We start from the raw sequence: 19,470 nt of genomic DNA on the forward strand, positions 1-19,470 counted from the left end.
ACGCTCAAGTCAAAAATGGGGCAATTTATCGCCCCATTTAACAAACTTGACAACTGAGCTTTAGTTTATACTTTTACTCACCACCTCAAAAACATCCTTAGATAACCCACCAGAATCAAGAATACCCTGAAGAGCCTCTCTCATTTTACCCGAAAGATCATCACTGTATTTTTGCCAGCGTGTAATCGGCACAACAAGCCGTGCTGCTATCTGTGGATTAATTTTATCTAGCATAACGACCTGCTCAGCAATAAAGAAGAAGCCGCTACCATCTTCCTTATGAAACTGCTTAAAGTTTCGATTAGCAAATCCACCGAGTACCGCTCGAACTTTATTTGGATTTTTAATCTCAAAGGAGGGATGCTTTATTAAATTTTTGATATTGGCAAGAGTCCCGTTTCGGGCACTGCTACTTTGCAGCCCTAACCAAAGCTCCACAACTTGAGTATCATCTTTCCAGCGCTGATAGAATTCTTGTATTGCCGAATCAACCTTCGGAGCACTTCCGTAGTTAATCAATGCACTAAGTGCTGCGGCGCTATCAGTCATATTCCCAGCTGTCTCAAACTGCTTTTGTACAATATTTAACGCATCATCTTTTTCTGTAGCTGCAAGATAAGATAAGCAAGTATTTTTCAAGCTTCGCTCAGCAATATCTTTTGCATTGGGACTATAGGGTTTCTGGTGATCCAACGCTGTATATCTTTGTAACAGCTCAGGAGCCAATGCCGTTGCCAAAGTTTTTAAGGCGAAATCTCGCGCTACAACTATCGCTTCAGCATCAATAAGATCATTCATCTCTGCAACGGATTGCTCACTTGGCAATCGTAGTATTTCTGCCACTAAGGCGGGATCTAGTGTGCTATCTTTTAGCACATCCCGGTATGCCTCTATCAGTTCAGGCTGTAACTGAAGTGCCTCTCCACTACGATAGTCTTGCTGTAGTTGTGTAAGGGCCATAAATGCAAGACGCTGCGATGCATCCCAACGGTTAAACGTATCTGAATCATTACGCATCAGGAAAATCAACTGTTTCCCGGTATAGGGGTAACGAACCTTGACAGGCGCAGAAAAATCACGCAGAAGTGATGGCAGGGGTTTTTCCCGAAATCCACTAAACTCAAAGAGTTGCTCAGGCTGAGTAACCTCTAGAACTTCCTCAATGTCCCCTTCATTGTTGAGAATAGAGTTATTTCCATCCACATCCAGCAAACCAATTTTAATCGGGATATGAAGTGGTAGACTTTTATCCTGGTTCGCCCTAGTTGGGCAAGACTGAGAAACTTTAAGGCTATATCTGCCCGTTGCTTGATCAAAGCTGTCTGTAACCTCTAAGAGTGGAGTTCCAGCTTGACTATACCAATGTCGAAACTGGGTGAGGTTTACCTGATTAGCATCTTCCATCGACAGGATAAAATCTTCACAGGTTGCTGCACTTCCATCATGTCGTTCAAAATAGAGATCGCTACCTTTGCGAAACTTCTCCTTCCCCAATAGGGTGTGCAACATCCGGACTACTTCCGCACCTTTTTCATATACTGTTAATGTATAGAAATTGGAAATCTCTATGTAAGAATCTGGTCTTATTGGGTGAGACATGGGGCCCGCGTCTTCAGCAAACTGGTTGGTTCGTAATAGTGAAACATCTTCGATACGCTTAACAGCCCGAGAATTCATATCAGCAGAAAATTCGGCATCACGAAACACCGTAAAACCTTCTTTTAAACTGAGCTGAAACCAATCCCGGCATGTAACTCTATTTCCCGACCAGTTATGAAAGTACTCATGCCCAACGATAGATTCTATTCTCTGGAAGGCAGAATCGGTTGCTGTCTCAGGACTCGCCAGCACACAAGCTGAATTGAAGATATTTAGCCCTTTATTTTCCATGGCCCCCATATTGAAATGATCTACCGCCACGATCATAAAAATATCTAGATCATATTCTCTGCCATATACTTCCTCATCCCAACTCATAGCCTTTTTCAGGGAGCGCATGGCATGCTCGCATTTACCGATGTTTTTTGCTTCAGTAAAAATTTGCAGTTTTACTTCACGCCCGCTACTAGTAGTAAAAGTATCCTCTACATTTTCTAAATCCCCTGCCACCAAAGCAAATAGATAAGATGGTTTCGCAAAAGGATCCTCCCAGGTCGCAAAATGACGACCATCCTCACAATCGCCAAAATCAATCTGATTACCATTGGATAGCAATACAGGATGATCTTTTGGCGCAACGATAGTAGTGGTGAATTTCGACATCACATCTGGACGATCGGGGTAAAAAGTTATTTTTCTAAACCCTTCTGCCTCACATTGTGTGCAATACATACCATTTGAAAGATACAAACCTTCTAAAGAAGTATTATCTTCAGGATTAATTCTATTATGGATTTCCAATATGAATTCAGGCTTATCCACCAATATAGACAATCCCTGGAGGGTTTCTTGATATGAGACCTCGGGAAGAATTGAACCATCAATTGCAATAGATAACAGCTCTAAATCGACGCCATCCAGAAGTAAAGGCGGCAAACCTTGACCCGCCTTGGGGTTCCTACGGATTTTTAGCTGTGACTTTACCAGAGTCGCCTTGGGCTCCAATTCAAAATGAAGATCTGTGCTATCTACCAGATAATCTGGTACTTGATAATCTTTGAGGTAAATAGTCTTCGGCTGAGCGTCTTGCATTTTTTAAATATCCTCATTCAATTCGCCCCCATGGAAGATTAATTCCGTGTAAATTGGGCTCGTATATTCCAACACAGGCTAAAGAAAACATAAATAGATAATACCTCTTCTAATCTTGAATATCTCTAAGATCCATGCCCCATTTACCAATCACAAATTAGGCTAATTTTGCACAACTCAAGCAACGCTTCCTAAACAGATTCAATACCCACCCAGAATCATCGCCGTGTTTATCCCTCTAGCGGATGGTCAATTTTTTAGCTATTTAAGCCTCTCTCCACCAATCACCGGCTAAAAATCTTATATTTTTAGTTTGATAAGAATGGGGTTCTTGGACTGTTTGTTGGTCCATTGACAGAGGCAGTGGTTTAGTAGGGGTAAACTGATCGGCTATCTTCTAATCAATGAAAACTTCTAGTTACCCGCCCGCCACTCCTGTGGCAGATTTCAGCCTGGACAGCAACTCTAACCACGTGCGGACTGCCTCCGATCGTACGTGATGACCTTCACAACAAAAGCAATTACAAGACTCTTACTGATAGCCTAAAACTATTTAACATGCACCTTAATCACTGAGTGAACCTACAAAAGATTCCAGGTGTTGCAGGTCAAGATACCCCTCCCTCATGAGGTATCTGCATTGCTATCAAAGCCCAATACAGCCTTAATACTTCATTCGAATGGGACTGCATGGCTAAGCCTGTTGCTTTCTGGCTTTTACACCCAAAGCCGGAAAATAATAACAGATGCAATGACACCTAAAACTGCTGCAGGACAGAGTGGCTGACATCTTATGACCCAACATTCATTTCTCATTTTGGTGGGTAGGTGAACCATCTTAGTAGTCAATAATCTAACTCTCACAAAGTATTATCCTGACAGTCTGATAAGATATCTTGTTACAGATCTGCAAAAGACACTATTAACCCGTTACATGACTGCTGCAGTTTTCTAGCGATTATACGAAATCACCTCCACTCTATAAGTTAAGAGTTTTAAAGTGCGAAAACCCCGTATTCTTATCATTGTGACTACAGTACTCTTAGCTACCTTTCTAGTTGGTAGTTGGTGGAAAAAAGATATTGTTGTCTCTCAGATGATCAACCTATTTGCAGGCGAAGTTGTTATTCAGCAATTATCCGGATTGAAATTAGGCATCAAGGAAGCTTCTATCGAACAAGTCCGCCTTCAGTCCAACCGAAAAAATAACCTTATCCTGAACAAGGTTAAAATACTCTATCCTTTTCATATTATTTTTGATCGGGATAACACCCAAAAGATTGAGCTATCAATTGGCAAACTCACATACTCTGAAATAAAAAACTCTACATCAAGCAAACCTAACAAAACTGAAAAGATACCCTCTAAAGAAAACACTCTCACCTTAAGTAATTTAACTCAGAATATAATAAGCTTTATACCTGGATCAGTATTCGTAAGAGAAATTGAATTTGGTGATGATTTGAAGGCTGGCCCACTGAAAATTAACCGGCATAATACAGAGATCCATATACAAACACCTTTCAGCTCAATCAAAACCGGAAATCACGAACTTTCACTAAAAGCCAATTTGACTTCAGGCGACATTACTACAGTTACAGAAATAAGCTCTGACTTAATTAAAGAACCTTCTCGACTGGAAATAGATATATCCAAAACCCATAAAAATCAATGGGAACTAGATGCGAGTGCATCATCAAACCTAAATTCCATTGAGTCGATTCTAAACATCTCTGAAGTATTGGCCGAAACCCCTGTAGATGGGATGAGAGCCAGTGGGAATATACTGATTAATGCTCGCGCCTTCATTCCAGACGAAATCTTATCCAAGGCAAATTATCAGGATATTCTATTTAAAGTTGAGAGTGATAACCTGGGATTGAGCTTACCCATTGAATCTTCCAATAAAAAGATACAGGCTCACTTGTCAACTCAGTCACCCATAGAACTCAAACTAAAGACTCTAAATCCTATTCAGTTAGAGTCCGTCACTGGTTCTGGCTCAATTGAGGTTTCAACACTAAAAGATTCTGGCAGCAAAAATCTTTTGGCAAATCTTAGGTTCGAATATAGCGATCTAACACCCAACCCTAAGTTCCAATTGAAGGGCTCTGTCGATCTGGCTGGAGCAGAACCACTAATCAAGCCCCTTTTGACTAAGAATTACTTTCCTTCACTCGAAATTACCAATCCCAAAGGATATCTCAACTTTCAAAGTGAGGCTCACTTAAATTTTACCGAAACATCGTCTATAAATAAAAACTGGCTTGAGCAAATTCATCTAACTATCTTACCAAAAAGCGATTTACTGTTTGATGCAGAAGTAACCGGTCTGAAAGAAGAGTCTCCCTTACTCAACAGCGGGTTAAATCATAATCATATTCAAGCCGAAGTTAAGAAGAACATTCATATTACCGGGAGCCCCTCGGAATCCAACTCCTTCAATATACAAATTCACGATGGATTAATTGTCACTCAGCTAAAAGCCAAAAACACCTCTAATTCAGCCGCTTCAAAAATTGAACACATTCAGTGCAACATCAAAAATTTTACCGAGTGCAAGTTTAAGTTCGAGGCCATATCTCCTGTAATAATTGATATGCCGGCGGGTGTTGCTCTCAGAAAAATGGATATTTCATCTACCATTCACTTCCAGGAAGATGGCCACATTCAGAATTTAAAACTGGAACAAGTTAAAGCCTCACTTGGAGAGCTGAAAGCTAAGGAATTCAAGATTAGGGAAGCGGAATTTATAGCGCCTAAAGTCAATTGTGAAATTTTATCAGACATCACAAGTTGCATTATTGAGAAATCAAGCAACCATTTTAGCAACCTCTCCAATGAGCATGGGACCTTATCTGGAACACTAGATCTGAATAATATAAAAGTAATATCTTCAAGAGATAGCACACAGTTCAGCAGTGACTTTAGTAGTAACAGACTTAAGGTCGCTACCCCTGAAAATTATACCCTTGAGACTTCTCTTACTGGCTCTCTCTCCCTGGACGGGAGTAAGCTTGAGGGACAAAGCCAAGTTAAGGCCGGTAATTTACAACTCACCTCAAGTTTGCATCATGATATCGAGTTAGCAGTTGGCGCTCTTCAATTTTCACTGCCATATGTTGAGTTCAATTCCGCAGCACCTCTCAGTAAGGTTTTCCAAGGCTTACCTTTAGATATCGTTTCTGGGGGGCTTTCTGCCAATGGCGCTATATCATGGCCTCGCCAATCAACTGATACTATCGATATAAGTTTAACTAATATCGCTGCGATCTACGATAGTAGCTTTGCTGCAGGAGTTAATGGGAATGTTCTGGTGGAAACTCATAGAGGAAAATGGTTTACATCTAAACCACAGCCTCTGACTATAGAATCCATCAACGCAGGATTACCTCTAAATAATTTGTCCTTTTCTCTGTCTGTAAATAAAACACAAGATCTTATCCTAAACGATTTTTCTGCAGAGTTTCTTGATGGAAAACTGTCTTCCGAAGCTTTGTATTGGAATCTGGATAATATAGAGCGCAACAGTACCTTGTACGCAGAGCATGTATCTCTTGAAAAGCTAGCTAAAGAAACCGAATCGGAAAGTTTCAAAGCCAAAGGACGTCTAAACTTAACCATACCTATTACCACAGGCCCCCAAGGGATTACCGTTAAAAATGGTCATTTGGAAGCAGTCGAGCCTGGCGGAGAGCTAAGATATTATGGTGCATTTTCTCAGCAGATGCTCAAGGGCAATCCCCAGCTGAAACTGATCTCAAATGCCCTTGAAGACTATGACTTCCGCACCCTGGAAGGCAATTTACAATATCCTCCCAGTGGAGACCTATTACTCAACTTAAAACTTGTCGGGCGTAGTGAATCAATGGATTCAGAAAGAGACCTGATTATTAACCTCAACCTTGAGAATAATATTCCTGCAATGTTGCGCTCGTTACAGGCCAGCCGTGACCTGACAACAGCGTTAGAAAAGCAACTGGACCAATAGGTTGCTAGTACAGTAGGCTCTCCCCACTAGTGCATAAGGTCGACTAATTCAGAGCGGGTTAAGGTAGAGCCATTACAATTGCCAAATGTGGTCACTCCCGACGCAGTTGGCGAACCTGGCCTGATTTTTGACGTAACTGCTGAAGATGCAACAAATAAAAGGCGCCTAAGTGGCACCATAAGGAGTATCAGATGAGGGCCAGCCGGCTGATTCTTTTAGGAGTACTGTACACTTTGATTGCTATAGGTTGCACACCTACTGTAGCAGTGAAGGCCCCCAGCGAGCCAATTACTGTAAACCTGAATGTTAAGATTGAACATGAAATCCGGGTCAAAGTGGACAAGGATCTTGAAAACCTGTTTGACGACAAGGAAGGCATTTTCTGAGGAGATAGAATATGAGTATGGTAAAGAAAGCTCTATTAGTTCTGGGCTTGATATTGGCGTTACCCGCAATGGCGATTTCCTTAGAAGATGCCAAAAAGCAAGGGTTAGTGGGAGAAGCAAACAGTGGCTATATCGCTATTGTGGACGCCAGTTCGCCTGAACTGGAGAAGCTTGTAAAAAAAATTAATGCGGAACGTAAGCAGGCCTATACCGAGATTGCCAAAAGCCACAATGTCGATATTGCCCAAGTTGCGGCACGTGCTGCCGAGAAACTAGAGGCCCGCCTATCCCGTGGGGAGTACTACCAGGACAACCTTGGTCGCTGGGTGAGAAAATAAGCGCTCTTGAAGTAGAAAAACGGAAACTGTGACGTATTACATCGCTATCACAGTTAGTTTGAGGAAGCCCCACGAAACACACCTTTCATGGGGCCTCCCTATTTAGGGGCCAAAATTAGAGATTTCCAAACAGGGATTGCCCGTCAAGTCCCTGCTTTTCCATAACTTCCCTTAAACGTTTCAGTGCATCAACTTGGATTTGGCGAACCCGTTCACGAGTGAGACCAATTTCACGCCCAACTTCTTCTAGGGTGCTCGCCTCAAAGCCACGTAATCCGAAGCGCCTGGATACAACTTCACACTGCTTATCGGGAAGCTCACCAAGCCAGCGATTAATGCTATCGAAAAGGTCGCTATCCTGAAGGAGTTCTGCCGGATCAGACTCCTGCTGGTCGGGTATAGTATCAACCAACGTCTTCTCGGAAGAAGGGCCTATAGGAGTATCTACGGAGGTGACTCTCTCATTGAGCCCCAGCATCCGTTCGACGTCCTCTACTGGTTTCTCCAACAAGTTAGCAATCTCTTCTGCAGATGGCTCGTGATCCAGCTTCTGTGCAAGCTCACGAGATGCTCGAAGATACACATTTAACTCTTTTACTACATGGATTGGCAGGCGAATAGTACGAGTCTGATTCATAATGGCTCGTTCTATTGTCTGACGTATCCACCAAGTAGCATAAGTAGAAAAGCGGAAACCTCGCTCCGGATCAAACTTCTCAACAGCGCGAATTAACCCCAAGTTGCCCTCTTCGATTAGGTCTAACAATGCGAGGCCACGACTAACGTAGCGACGGGCGATTTTTACAACAAGGCGTAGGTTACTCTCGATCATACGCTTTCTTGATGCAGCATCACCACGCAAGGCCTTGCGTGCGTAATAAACCTCTTCTTCAGCGGTCAGTAGGGGGGAAAAGCCTATTTCATTGAGATAGAGCTGGGTGGCATCCAGGTTCTTCTGTAAATGGCCATCGCCATCCAACCTGCTAACCCGACTCTTCTCTGTGGGGGAGGAAACGGAGTTATTTTTTGCCGCATTTCTCCGCGTACGGCCACTACTTTTACCTTTTTCGGAATTTAGTTTCTGCTCATCATTCTCTACCGCCAACTCAGGAGGAAAGTCTTCTGCCTGGCCAGTCATGGACTGGTCTTGCCGTTGTGCTTCCATTTCCCCTGCTCCTTGTACTTTGCCAATATCAACCGCATAGCATGAGACCAGAATCGGTCTAAAAAACGACCAATCAGGTACACATGTGCGACAGCCACAGAATCGGCTTGACCATTTGGTCGCCACGATTGCTGTGACCACCCCAAGTGGTATTAGTTAAAAGTCCATTTTTATTTGCAGAGCTTTAGAGCACTCTCCCGGCTTAAGGCAGATACGCGAGAGGGTCCACTGGCTGACCGTTTTTTCGTATTTCAAAGTGGAGCTTGTCGCGGTTGGTACCACTCGAACCCAGTTCCGCTATCCGTTGTCCAGCTTTGACCTTACTACCCTCTTTCACCAGCAGTCGGTGATTGTGGGCATAAGCACTCAAGTAAACATCGCTGTGCTTAACGATCAGCAGTTTTCCATACCCTCTCAGTGCACTGCCAGCGTAGATAACAGTGCCATCAGCTGCTGCCGATACAGATTCTCCCTTTTCACCGGCGATATCAACACCCTTCCGCAAGGGGTCTCCAGAGCGGAACTTACTGATGACTTGTCCACGGACAGGCCAACGCCAGTGAATCGCCCCTGTTCGCTTACTTTGAGGCTTCTGGCGCGTAGAGCTTCTCGTTAAAGATTTTTTATTCTTGGCGGGAATAGCTTTTTTTGTGGGCACAGGCTTAGCCACAGTTTTTTTTCTGGCTACAGGGGAGCTTGAGGCGACTTGACGCGGCACTTTACCATTCAACTGTAAGCGTTGGCCGGGATAAATATTATAGGGAGGCTTAATGCCATTGATAGCCGCCAGCTTGCGGAAATCCTGACCGTAACGCCAGGCAATAGAATACAGGGTATCCCCGCGGCTCACAGTATGATGATTGAGACGGATACTTGGAGGCTGATTTAGGGAACTACTCGGTGCTCTGTGGCCAGCACAGGAAACCAGGGCTATAGCCACGACACAGACGCCTAATATTTTTAACATCAAAGTCAAAAAATGACCAATATTAGGCTTATTGTTCCGCCAAAAATGGGCCTCAACTTGTCGTAAAAGATGACATTCCATTATTCTCTTTTTACATCAGACCACGGCATTTATGGAAAAAGTGTCTAAAGAAAAGCTCTAAAAATCATTGGAAAAGCTTCATAAAAAGCTGCCATACCGAGATATTCCAGATCTTATTGCGGTGTGGCGTAGGATTTACCTCGATGCCCCCCTCCGAAATAGTCCACCGCGAGAACCAGTACCGCAGCAACCAAAGCGGCAATAATCGCAGGCCCCAGATTCGCATTCTCACCTGTCTGGGCCATAAAGTTCGACGGGGATGTATTGGCGAGTAATGGCGCAAGCTTACTGGAAACAGTTTCGGCACCATTGATTGGTAGCTTCCAGGGCCAAATTATTTTCAGGCTACCTAATAAGATCCCTGCAAGAAAAGCCAATGTGCGAGCGACATATTTGTGCATCAACCAGGAAAGCAATCGGCTAAAAAGCATTAACCCCAGAGCGGCCCCAACCGCAAAGTACAATAAATTCGACAATTGCAGCTCATGTACTGCAGTGAGTACCTTGGGATAAATCCCAATCATAAGCAGGATAAAGGCACCTGAAATTCCGGGCAAAGCCATGGCACAAATTGCCAATGCTCCAGATAAAAATAAAGTAAGTGGCGTAGCTGGGATGTCCCCAGGGCGAAGCTCACTGACAACAACTGCCAGCGCGATGCCTAGAAAGAGAAAGACCGCTGTCGAAAGAGACCACCTGGGGATATTGCGAAGAATAGGGAAGGTAGAAGCCAGCACTAGGCCAAAAAAGAAAGACCAGACGAGAATAGGATATTGCTCTAAAAGGCCGCTAATAATCCTCGCCAGGCTGAAGATACTGATCAACACCCCTAAAAACAGGGATAACAGGAAGCTGCCATTGATGTGCTTCCACGTCGCTGATAGCCCTTCCACCCGCATTATCGTAATACAGTGAGGCCCTATCCGGCTCAAAGAGTCGAGTAACTCCTGGTAGATCCCTGTGATAAAAGCAATGGTCCCCCCGGAAACCCCCGGAACAACATCTGCAGCACCCATTCCCATACCACGCAGCACTACACCCGGGTACCGGCTCTTAAAGAGCTCTCTAAATTTCATCGAACCACACCACTAAGCAGCGGCACAAACCGCACTGCTTCTAGCTTTTCCACATCGAACTGATCGGTATCCTGGCGACGAGAGATCATCATCAGGTGCTGTTGCTCCGAACCCACAGGAATAACCAGCACGCCATTTGGTCCCAACTGTTGCTTGAGTTCATCGGGAACCGTTGAGGGAGCCGCTGCTGCCAGGATTGCATCATAAGGCCCTTTTTCCGGCCAGCCAAAACCACCACTACTGAGATTGTATTCAATATTCTGATATCCCAACTCGTTAAGACGCTGGCAGGCCTTATCGAGCAAGGGTTCGACACGCTCAACAGAAAAAAGTTGTTCAACCAGCCTAGAAAGAATTGCGGTTTGGTAGCCGGAACCCGTACCAACTTCTAAAACTCTATGCAGGGATTTGGCCCTGCTCAGCAGCAACTCTGTCATGCGGGCAACAATGTAAGGTTGGGATATTGTCTGGCCATAGCCAATTGGCAGAGCTGTATCCTCATAGGCGCGGATCGCCAGGGCTTCATCCAGAAAAAGGTGCCTGGGGGTCGAAGCCATCACATCGAGGACTTCTTCATTGCTAATGCCCTCATCCCTCAAGCGTTGGATCAGGCGATTGCGAGTTCGCTGGGAGGTCATTCCCAAGCCTTCGTGTCTCAAGCGGTCCATAAGCTTTTATTCCATCCCCTGTATAACTCTCGCTTTCAGCCACAAATTTTATGTGTCCGAGTTCACATTGACCAGCTGTGCCACCTCCCTTAGCAAGGCTGTTGCGAATGCCCCAGGCGGCAACGCAAATTCCAAGAGGAGGTCATCAGACTGCCACTCAAAACGAAAGGCCTCTGGACGTAGGGCCAGTGGTCTTCGCTCTTGCTTGAGCCCGCAATGTTCCAGCCAGTTACACCAGCTCAGCCACTTCTCTAGTACTTGCTGCTCCAATTCGCCTTGAGGACCTGTGGCGAGGTTTCTACCGCGCCCCCACAAAGGACCACTGGGCTCACTTTGTGGCTCACCCTCAATACTTTGCTGCCAGCAGTCTTGAGTGATTCTTTCTGCCAATACCTGATTAAACAGCCAACTGCGCGCAGCCGACATGGCAAAGGCCTTTTCATTCTTACGACAGCGTCCCTCTTCTTCCGCCAGGTGACGCGCCAGGTTCAGGTTGCCGCCATCGATACCAAAGCGCTGCTCACCGAAGTAATTTGGCACTCCGCCACCTACCTGTTTAAGCACCTCTTCCGCAGCCACCCGATCACCACTTACATTGCGCAGGCGAATTTTAAACCGATTGCCTACATGCTCCCCGCGACGTAGTTTACGGCCGCCTCGAAAAAACCTCAGAAGTGAAACTTCTTCACTATTGATCTGCGACCAATCTGCCTCTGGCTTCTGTCCGAGCCAAACACTAAACCACTGCGTGGTTACGGCATGTCGATCCTTCAACCCAAAGTAGCTGACATCCAGAGGGCGCACTCCGGCGAGTTTGGCTAGCTGTTTTGCCACCCAGACAGTATTGGCCCCCCGCTTCTTAATATGCAGATACACATGCTCCCCGTCCTCTGTAGGTTCGGGAAAAGCCATCTCATCGACAACAAAATCTTCCGCAACAGTACGAAAATCAGCAGAGATTGCCGCCCCACCCAAAGCGCGGGGCCAATTTAGATTCCAGACTTCAGACATCATATCGCTCAAGTAAAACAGTGGCCTGGGCCGCAATTCCTTCACTCCGCCCGGTAAAGCCAAGCTTCTCCGTAGTCGTTGCTTTCACACTAATATCGGCGATATCCACACCGCAATCCGCAGCAATATAGCCGCGCATGGTTTCTACATGAGGAGCCATCTTGGGAGCCTGTGCAATGAGAGTGGTATCAGCATTCACCAGGCGATATCCCCTTTCCTTAATTAGGGTCATGACATGTTGCAAAAGGGCACGACTATCCGCTCCACTAAAACGCTCATCCGTATCGGGAAAATGATGACCGATATCACCGAGAGCCAAAGCACCAAGAAGCGCATCGCAAAGTGCATGCAGCAACACATCCCCATCGGAATGGGCTTTTAAACCAAAGCTATGGGGAATTTTTGCTCCACCAAGCACAACATGATCGCCAGGGCCAAACGCATGCACGTCAAAGCCCTGGCCAATTCTAAAACTCACTATCGATAATCCTCGGTGGGAGCGTAGCGCAGACGTAAAATGGTCTCTGCCATTACGATATCGGTGGGGTGGGTCACTTTGATATTGTCACTCCGACCTTCAACAAGTTGCGGAGAGTGACCAAAAATTTCCAACGCACTTGCCTCATCTGTAACAGCTTCACCTTGCTGCAATGCTTGACTGAGGCAGGAGCGAAGTAGTGCAAGAGGCGCTCGCTGAGGGGTCTGCGCAAGCCATATCTGTTTGCGATCCAGGGTTTGTTCAACACATTGAACACCGCTTATCTCAGACCCTCTCTTTACAGTATCACTGGCCTGACGCGCTAGCAGCGCGGTCTGTGCAACCTGGCTGTGCAATAGTGCACTAATGTCTTCCATTGCAACACATGGCCGAGCGGCATCATGTACAAGCACTGGGGTGTCGCCATGTTCCCGTTGAGCGAGAAATTCCAGGGCTGAGAGGACAGAATCCGCTCGCTCAGCGCCACCAATTACAGTGTGCATTAATGGGTGAGAGGCTTCTTTCAAGTGCGGGAAAAATTCATCATCCTTTGATAGGGCCACAACAACGCCAGCAAGTCCCGGCCAACTTAAAATATTCCGCAGGGTTAGGGACAATAAAGGGCGCCCCAGTAATGGTAAATATTGCTTGGGGCGATCGGCTCCCATGCGTTTACCAACACCCGCAGCGGGCACAACCACCCAATAATCTGTAATCACTTTTTAGCCTCTTCCGAGTCCAGGAAGATAAACAGGGTTTCCCCTTCCTTAATCAATCCCAAATCATAGCGTGCCTTGGCTTCGACACCATCAGTGCCCACTTTCAGGCTTCGTACTTCTCTCAACAACTGGCGATTTTCCCGCGCTAAAGCTGCATTTTTTTCCTGTTGCTGAGCAAGCTGTCGTTTGAGACGGGTAACTTCGGCAAGACTGCCATCATCAACCCAGAGACGATACTGAGTGGCAAGCAGAATAAAGGTAAGAATTCCCAGCAGCCATTTCATACGAGATTACGATATTTCGCTTGTTCGTATTATAGGTATTGCAGAGGAATCCCTCTGCAATACCAATGTGCGATTCAAATATTGATTATTTGAATTCAGCACGGCCACGGTAAGGAGCGGAACCATTCAGTTCAGCTTCAATACGCAGCAGACGATTGTACTTAGCTACGCGGTCGGAGCGACACAGGGAGCCGGTTTTGATTTGGCCAGCAGCGGTAGCTACAGCCAGGTCAGCAATGGTGGTGTCTTCAGTTTCACCAGAGCGGTGAGAGATTACAGCGGTGTAGCCTGCATCTTTTGCCATCTTAATCGCGTCCAGAGTTTCGGACAGGGAGCCGATCTGGTTGAACTTGATCAGGATAGAGTTACCCACGCCTTTCTCGATACCTTCTTTTAGTATCTTGGTGTTGGTTACGAACAAGTCATCGCCTACCAGCTGTACTTTTTCACCTATCTTGTCGGTGAGAATTTTCCAGCCGTCCCAATCGCTCTCGTCCATACCGTCTTCGATAGACAGGATCGGATAGTTGGCGGACAACTCAGCCAAATAGCTGGCGAAACCTTCGCTGTCGAACTGCTTGCCTTCGCCAGCCAAGTCGTACTTGCCATCTTTGTAGAACTCGGAAGAAGCACAATCCAGAGCCAGGGTAATGTCATCACCCAAGGTGTAACCGGCCTTTTCTACCGCTTCAGCAATCACTTTCAGAGCGGCTTCGTTGGATGGCAAGTTCGGAGCAAAGCCGCCTTCATCGCCAACCGCAGTGTTCAGGCTGTTGCTGGACAGTACTTTTTTCAGTGAATGGAAGATCTCAGCACCTTGACGCAGGGCTTCGGCAAAAGATTCAGCTTTAACGGGCTGAACCATAAACTCCTGGATATCCACATTGTTATCGGCGTGCTCGCCGCCGTTTAGGATATTCATCATCGGAACCGGCATAGAGTATTCACCCGGAGTGCCGTTTACTTCAGCAATGTGCTGATACAGGGGGATTTTTTTGGAAGCTGCAGCGGCTTTAGCGGCCGCTAGTGAAACCGCCAAAATAGCGTTGGCACCCAGGTTAGCTTTGTTTTCAGTACCGTCGGCATCGATCATCGCCTTATCCAGGGCGCGTTGATCAGTTGCGTCCATACCTTTGAGCAGATCGGCGATAGTGGTGTTGATATTCTCAACCGCTTTCAATACGCCTTTGCCCAGGTAACGACTTTTATCGCCATCGCGCAATTCCAGAGCTTCACGAGAACCAGTGGAGGCGCCAGAAGGAGCGCAAGCGGAACCAATGGAACCGTCTTCCAGGATTACATCGGCTTCGACGGTAGGGTTACCGCGGGAATCCAGCACTTCGTAGGCTTTAACAGCGACAATCTTGCTCATTAACAATGGGCTCCGTATTAGTACTAACTAAACTTGTTACTTATTAAAAAGGTAATTACTGAAAGAAATTTTCCAATAGCTGCACGCAACAATTAAGGGTTCTTACTCTTGTGAAACTTTTTCTCACAGTTTTTTGTGAGTATCTCTAATCGTAGCTTCCATGAATAATAGCTACAGAATAAGTACCAAGTGCCCAAAAAGGGCGCGCGCTATGTATTTCTTACTTTTATTCAGTATCCAGAGGCGTAAAGCCTTTGATTAAATCATCCACAGCTTTCATCTGTGCGAGGAATGGTTCCAGCTTCTCCAGTGGCAATGCACTGGGGCCATCACACAATGCCTTATCTGGATTCGGGTGTGCTTCCAGGAACAGGCCGGCAATACCAATAGCCAAACCTGCTCGGCCCAGCTCAGTGACCTGTGCACGGCGACCACCAGAGGCAGCACCGGAAGGGTCGCGCATTTGCAGTGAGTGGGTGACATCAAAAATCAGCGGCGCACCGCCGGAGGCATTGACCATGGTACTGAAGCCCAGCATATCGACAACCAGGTTGTCGTAGCCAAAGCAGGCACCGCGCTCACACAAAAGAATATTTTCATTGCCGCACTCAGCAAATTTCTCCACCACATTTTTAACTTGCGGAGGGCTCATAAACTGGGGCTTTTTGACGTTGATCACTGCACCAGTCGCTGCCATAGCGGCGACCAGATCAGTCTGGCGGGCCAGGAAGGCCGGCAGCTGGAGAATATCCACGACTTCGGCAACCGGAGCAGCCTGGTGTACTTCGTGGACATCGGTAATCAAGGGGACCTTAAAAGTGTCTTTGATTTCCTGAAAAATCTTCAGGCCTTCTTCCATACCCGGTCCGCGATAGGAGTTGATGGAAGAGCGATTGGCCTTGTCAAAAGACGCTTTAAAAACATAGGGAATACCCAGTTTTTCAGTGACTTTTACATAGTGCTCAGCCACCTGCATCGCCAGGTCGCGGGATTCCAGTACATTCATACCGCCAAAAAGCACAAAGGGCTTATCGTTGGCGACCTGAATATTTCCGACTTCAATTGTTTTCACTGTCAGCTCCCTGTCATCTCACCCCCAATCACAGAGACCGGGGGCGGATTACTGATTAACCCTGGTTGTCACGCTGCTTCATTGCGGCGGCAACAAAGCTTTCGAACAGCGGGTGGCCGTCGCGCGGGGTTGAAGTAAATTCCGGGTGGAACTGGCAAGCAACGAACCAGGGATGGTTCGGCAATTCAACCATTTCTACCAGGGTATCGTCTGCAGACCAGCCGCCAATTTTCAAACCGGCTTGCTGCAGGCGATCAACGTAGTTGTTGTTCACTTCGTAGCGGTGGCGGTGACGCTCTACAATGACGTCTGCGCCGTAGATATCGCGAGCCTTGGTATCTTTAGCCAAGCGACACTCCTGGCCACCCAAGCGCATGGTGCCCCCCAGGTCAGACTGCTCGTCGCGCTTCTCGATATTGCCTTCACTATCGATCCACTCTGTAATCAGGCCGATAACCGGGTGCGGGGTTTTAGTATTGAATTCAGTACTGTTGGCACCTTCGAGGCCGAGCACATTGCGCGCGAACTCGATAACCACAGACTGTAAACCGAGGCAGATGCCCAGGTAAGGGATATTGTTTTCACGAGCGTAGCGAACAGATTCAAGCTTGCCCTCTAAACCGCGCTCACCAAATCCACCGGGAACCAGGATTGCATCGGCATCCTTGATCAGGTCAATGCCGTTCTCACCCTCAACGTCTTCAGCGTTGATAAAGTCGATATCCACTTTGCAACGATGCTTGATACCCGCGTGGGTCAGGGACTCGATCAGGGACTTATAGGCATCCAGCAACTCCATGTATTTGCCAACCATGGCAATTTTCACTTCGTGCTGGGGGTTCAGCTTGCCATCGACCACTTCATCCCACTCGGAAAGGTCTGGTGCCTGGCATTCCAGCTGCAGTTTTTCCACAACGATATCGTCGAGGCCGTAACTGTGCAGAAGACGCGGTACGCCATAGATGGTCTTGGCATCGGGCAGCGGTACAACAGCGCGCTCTTCAACATTGGTGAACAGTGCAATCTTGCGGCGGGAGTCCTCATCGATCTCACGCTCGGAACGGCACAGCAGAATATCCGGCTGCAAGCCGATAGAACGCAACTCTTTAACAGAGTGCTGGGTCGGCTTGGTCTTGGTTTCACCAGCAGTGGCAAGAAAGGGCACATAGCTCAGGTGGATCAACAGGGCACGGTTGGTGCCCATTTCCACACGCAGCTGACGCACAGATTCCAGGAACGGTTGGGATTCGATATCACCTACGGTGCCACCGATTTCAACAATAGCGACGTCGACATCGCGGCCACCTTCTACAACGCGGCGTTTGATCTCATCGGTAATATGGGGGATCACCTGTACGGTGCCACCCAGGTAGTCACCACGGCGCTCTTTGCGCAGTACGGTCTCGTACACACGGCCGGTGGTGAAGTTGTTACGCTTGGACATCCGGGTACGGATAAAGCGTTCGTAGTGACCCAGGTCCAGGTCAGTCTCGGCACCATCCTCGGTGACATACACCTCACCGTGCTGGAAGGGGCTCATGGTACCCGGGTCTACGTTGATGTAGGGGTCCAGTTTGAGGATGGTAACCTTGAGGCCGCGGGCCTCGAGAATGGCGGCCAAAGAGGCGGAGGCGATACCTTTCCCCAACGAGGAAACCACGCCACCAGTTACAAAAATATAGCGCGTCATGCAAAACCTTGGTCAGTTGAGCGCTCGATGAATGTCGAGCTTACAGGGCTGGCCCGGGCGGATAATCCAGCTTCTCCCGGTGCCTTTGAGACGGGGCGCCAGGGTAGCAGAAAACCCCTCTCCGCTCAATCGAAAAACCGCCAGCTGGGCGGTTTCACCGAAGGTGCTACTGGCAAAGTGGAGCAGCCCGCCTTACAGCAGAATAAATCGGCAACTGCCACCAGCTCTCCATCCAGATACACGAGCGGTATCCGGTCTCGCAGCCAGGGTTCCAACGCCCTCTCCTGCAACACCTTCTTGAGAGTCTGGGAGCGAAGTCGGTCGAGAGGCTGGACGCGCTCACCGCCCCGGCGGTATTTCACTTGATATACCCCCTGAGGCCAACCCTGCACCGATTCCAGTACACCACCTCTGGGCAACAGTAGTGCTGACACGCCATCCCATTGAAGGCTTTCTTCGGTGGTAGAAAAGGGCTCCATGACAGGGGTCAGATAGAGGCGCCGCTGAAAGCGTCGCACTACACACCCACCCAGTCGTACTTCCACCTGGGCATCCGCACCCGCTTTCTCAATTTGCGCCAAAGCTTCTTGCAGAACCACGGATTCCGGCGCCATACCACCCTGCAGCAACACCCAACCGCGCAGTAGATTTTTGCGCCGCGCAATACTTAAATTCATGAACGTCGCTAAAAAGAGGCTCTCCCCTAACCTCTCTCGCCTGATATCACAGATCTGCAAGTCAGCAAGCGCCAACTCCTCTAGCAGTAATGCAGATTCCCTAAGATTATCTGCAGCCCGCTGAATACTCTGCCGTGCCGACCAACGGGTGGATAAAACAGGCATGACCTGTTGGCGTAAATAGTTGCGCTCAAAAGCCTCATCAGCATTACTCTCATCCTCAATCCAGCTGAGCCCGTGTTCAAGGGCCCAGGCTTCCAGCTCACGGCGCCCCGCTGACAACAAAGGACGAAGTAAGGATTTACCCTCACCCAACGGCCGACTCTCCGCCATACCCGAAAGCCCAAGGACGCCCGCTCCCCGCATTAGTCTATATAGAAAGGTTTCTGCCTGATCATCCCCATGGTGACCGAGCAAAATTTGATCACCGGAGGACATCACCGAATCAAAAGCCTTGTAGCGAGCCTTACGCGCCCCCTGCTCTATCCCACCACCGCTTCTATCGACTTGCACACGCACCGCAACAAAAGGCACTTGCAGCTCACGGGCAACAGCTTCGCAGTGGTCAAGCCAGCGCTCTGCATTACTACTTAGGCCGTGGTGCACATGCACTGCCTTAACGGGGATACCATTCTGGTTGAGAAGATGCAGCAAGACAGTGGAATCCAAGCCACCAGAAAATCCAACCCATAGCTGTCCCAGAGCCGGGTGGCGCTGCATCGCAGACTTTATAAGTTGCGGTAGAGAATTTGCTGCGGATTTGGAGGTCACTGCCTATACCCTGGAACTGAGATCGACACAGTA

The 19,470-nt window shown here is 47.6% G+C and carries 16 protein-coding genes; 3 read left to right on the top strand and 13 right to left on the bottom strand.

The annotated features are described in order from the left end of the window. Positions 1 to 60: 60 nt before the first annotated feature. Positions 61 to 2,691, bottom strand: coding sequence for an aminopeptidase N (pepN, locus tag ACJJIC_RS17850; RefSeq protein ID WP_444909055.1), 2,631 nt, complete (start codon positions 2,689 to 2,691; stop codon positions 61 to 63). A gap of 1,000 nt (positions 2,692 to 3,691) precedes the next feature. On the opposite strand from pepN, the gene ACJJIC_RS17855 reads away from it, so the two are divergent. The 3 genes from ACJJIC_RS17855 (at position 3,692) to ACJJIC_RS17865 (ending at position 7,406) form a co-directional block, all read left to right on the top strand. Then, positions 3,692 to 6,682, top strand: a complete 2,991-nt coding sequence (locus ACJJIC_RS17855; RefSeq protein WP_445357546.1) for an intermembrane phospholipid transport protein YdbH family protein — start codon at positions 3,692 to 3,694, stop codon at positions 6,680 to 6,682. Positions 6,683 to 6,873: 191 nt separating this feature from the next. Next, on the top strand, positions 6,874 to 7,068 hold the full coding sequence (locus ACJJIC_RS17860; RefSeq protein WP_252085095.1) for a YnbE family lipoprotein: 195 nt from the start codon (positions 6,874 to 6,876) through the stop codon (positions 7,066 to 7,068). A gap of 11 nt (positions 7,069 to 7,079) precedes the next feature. Further along, complete coding sequence (locus ACJJIC_RS17865; RefSeq protein WP_444909053.1) at positions 7,080 to 7,406, top strand: YdbL family probable chaperone protein; 327 nt, start codon at positions 7,080 to 7,082, stop codon at positions 7,404 to 7,406. A 115-nt stretch (positions 7,407 to 7,521) separates the two neighbouring features. Here the strand turns inward: ACJJIC_RS17865 and rpoS are convergent, their stop codons facing one another. The 12 genes from rpoS to tilS all read right to left on the bottom strand — a co-directional run bounded on the left by rpoS (position 7,522) and on the right by tilS (position 19,437). Further along, positions 7,522 to 8,571, bottom strand: a complete 1,050-nt coding sequence (gene rpoS, locus ACJJIC_RS17870; protein WP_252085093.1) for an RNA polymerase sigma factor RpoS — start codon at positions 8,569 to 8,571, stop codon at positions 7,522 to 7,524. 202 nt (positions 8,572 to 8,773) lie between these two features. Further along, on the bottom strand, positions 8,774 to 9,511 hold the full coding sequence (locus ACJJIC_RS17875; RefSeq protein ID WP_444909052.1) for a peptidoglycan DD-metalloendopeptidase family protein: 738 nt from the start codon (positions 9,509 to 9,511) through the stop codon (positions 8,774 to 8,776). Between the two features lie 221 nt (positions 9,512 to 9,732). Continuing rightward, on the bottom strand, positions 9,733 to 10,695 hold the full coding sequence (locus ACJJIC_RS17880) for a DUF368 domain-containing protein (protein ID WP_445357547.1): 963 nt from the start codon (positions 10,693 to 10,695) through the stop codon (positions 9,733 to 9,735). Next, a complete protein-coding gene (locus ACJJIC_RS17885) occupies positions 10,692 to 11,363 on the bottom strand; it encodes a protein-L-isoaspartate(D-aspartate) O-methyltransferase (protein WP_444909051.1) in 672 nt (223 codons plus the stop codon). Before ACJJIC_RS17885 ends, ACJJIC_RS17880 begins: the two co-directional genes overlap by 4 nt. A 48-nt stretch (positions 11,364 to 11,411) precedes the next feature. Then, complete coding sequence (truD, locus tag ACJJIC_RS17890) at positions 11,412 to 12,374, bottom strand: tRNA pseudouridine(13) synthase TruD (RefSeq protein WP_445357548.1); 963 nt, start codon at positions 12,372 to 12,374, stop codon at positions 11,412 to 11,414. Continuing rightward, positions 12,367 to 12,852, bottom strand: a complete 486-nt coding sequence (ispF, locus tag ACJJIC_RS17895; protein WP_444909049.1) for a 2-C-methyl-D-erythritol 2,4-cyclodiphosphate synthase — start codon at positions 12,850 to 12,852, stop codon at positions 12,367 to 12,369. The genes truD and ispF overlap by 8 nt, the downstream gene beginning before the upstream one ends. After that, positions 12,852 to 13,571, bottom strand: a complete 720-nt coding sequence (ispD, locus tag ACJJIC_RS17900; RefSeq protein WP_252085087.1) for a 2-C-methyl-D-erythritol 4-phosphate cytidylyltransferase — start codon at positions 13,569 to 13,571, stop codon at positions 12,852 to 12,854. The genes ispF and ispD overlap by 1 nt, the downstream gene beginning before the upstream one ends. Further along, positions 13,568 to 13,855: an FtsB family cell division protein gene (locus tag ACJJIC_RS17905; protein ID WP_445357549.1), complete on the bottom strand. Its 288-nt coding sequence runs from the start codon at positions 13,853 to 13,855 to the stop codon at positions 13,568 to 13,570. The genes ispD and ACJJIC_RS17905 overlap by 4 nt, the downstream gene beginning before the upstream one ends. 85 nt (positions 13,856 to 13,940) lie before the next feature. Beyond that, complete coding sequence (eno, locus tag ACJJIC_RS17910; protein WP_444888392.1) at positions 13,941 to 15,227, bottom strand: phosphopyruvate hydratase; 1,287 nt, start codon at positions 15,225 to 15,227, stop codon at positions 13,941 to 13,943. Positions 15,228 to 15,453: 226 nt separating this feature from the next. Then, entirely contained in the window at positions 15,454 to 16,299 is an 846-nt protein-coding gene (kdsA, locus tag ACJJIC_RS17915) for a 3-deoxy-8-phosphooctulonate synthase (RefSeq protein ID WP_445357550.1), read from the bottom strand. A gap of 55 nt (positions 16,300 to 16,354) precedes the next feature. Beyond that, positions 16,355 to 17,989, bottom strand: a complete 1,635-nt coding sequence (pyrG, locus tag ACJJIC_RS17920) for a CTP synthase (RefSeq protein ID WP_445357551.1) — start codon at positions 17,987 to 17,989, stop codon at positions 16,355 to 16,357. A 125-nt stretch (positions 17,990 to 18,114) separates the two neighbouring features. After that, entirely contained in the window at positions 18,115 to 19,437 is a 1,323-nt protein-coding gene (gene tilS / locus ACJJIC_RS17925; RefSeq protein ID WP_445357552.1) for a tRNA lysidine(34) synthetase TilS, read from the bottom strand. Between the last annotated feature and the right edge of the window lie 33 nt (positions 19,438 to 19,470).

Source organism: Microbulbifer mixtoriginis (SeqCode) (assembly GCF_052468275.1).

What these genes read in the sequence shown, in the direction of transcription:
- pepN (WP_444909055.1), bottom strand. Translation starts at nt 2,691, where the DNA reads ATGCAAGACGCTCAGCCGAAGACTATTTACCTCAAAGATTATCAAGTA.
- ACJJIC_RS17860 (WP_252085095.1), top strand. Translation starts at nt 6,874, where the DNA reads ATGAGGGCCAGCCGGCTGATTCTTTTAGGAGTACTGTACACTTTGATT.
- ACJJIC_RS17865 (WP_444909053.1), top strand. Translation starts at nt 7,080, where the DNA reads ATGAGTATGGTAAAGAAAGCTCTATTAGTTCTGGGCTTGATATTGGCG.
- rpoS (WP_252085093.1), bottom strand. Translation starts at nt 8,571, where the DNA reads ATGGAAGCACAACGGCAAGACCAGTCCATGACTGGCCAGGCAGAAGAC.
- ACJJIC_RS17880 (WP_445357547.1), bottom strand. Translation starts at nt 10,695, where the DNA reads ATGAAATTTAGAGAGCTCTTTAAGAGCCGGTACCCGGGTGTAGTGCTG.
- ACJJIC_RS17885 (WP_444909051.1), bottom strand. Translation starts at nt 11,363, where the DNA reads ATGGACCGCTTGAGACACGAAGGCTTGGGAATGACCTCCCAGCGAACT.
- truD (WP_445357548.1), bottom strand. Translation starts at nt 12,374, where the DNA reads ATGTCTGAAGTCTGGAATCTAAATTGGCCCCGCGCTTTGGGTGGGGCG.
- ACJJIC_RS17905 (WP_445357549.1), bottom strand. Translation starts at nt 13,855, where the DNA reads ATGAAATGGCTGCTGGGAATTCTTACCTTTATTCTGCTTGCCACTCAG.
- eno (WP_444888392.1), bottom strand. Translation starts at nt 15,227, where the DNA reads ATGAGCAAGATTGTCGCTGTTAAAGCCTACGAAGTGCTGGATTCCCGC.
- pyrG (WP_445357551.1), bottom strand. Translation starts at nt 17,989, where the DNA reads ATGACGCGCTATATTTTTGTAACTGGTGGCGTGGTTTCCTCGTTGGGG.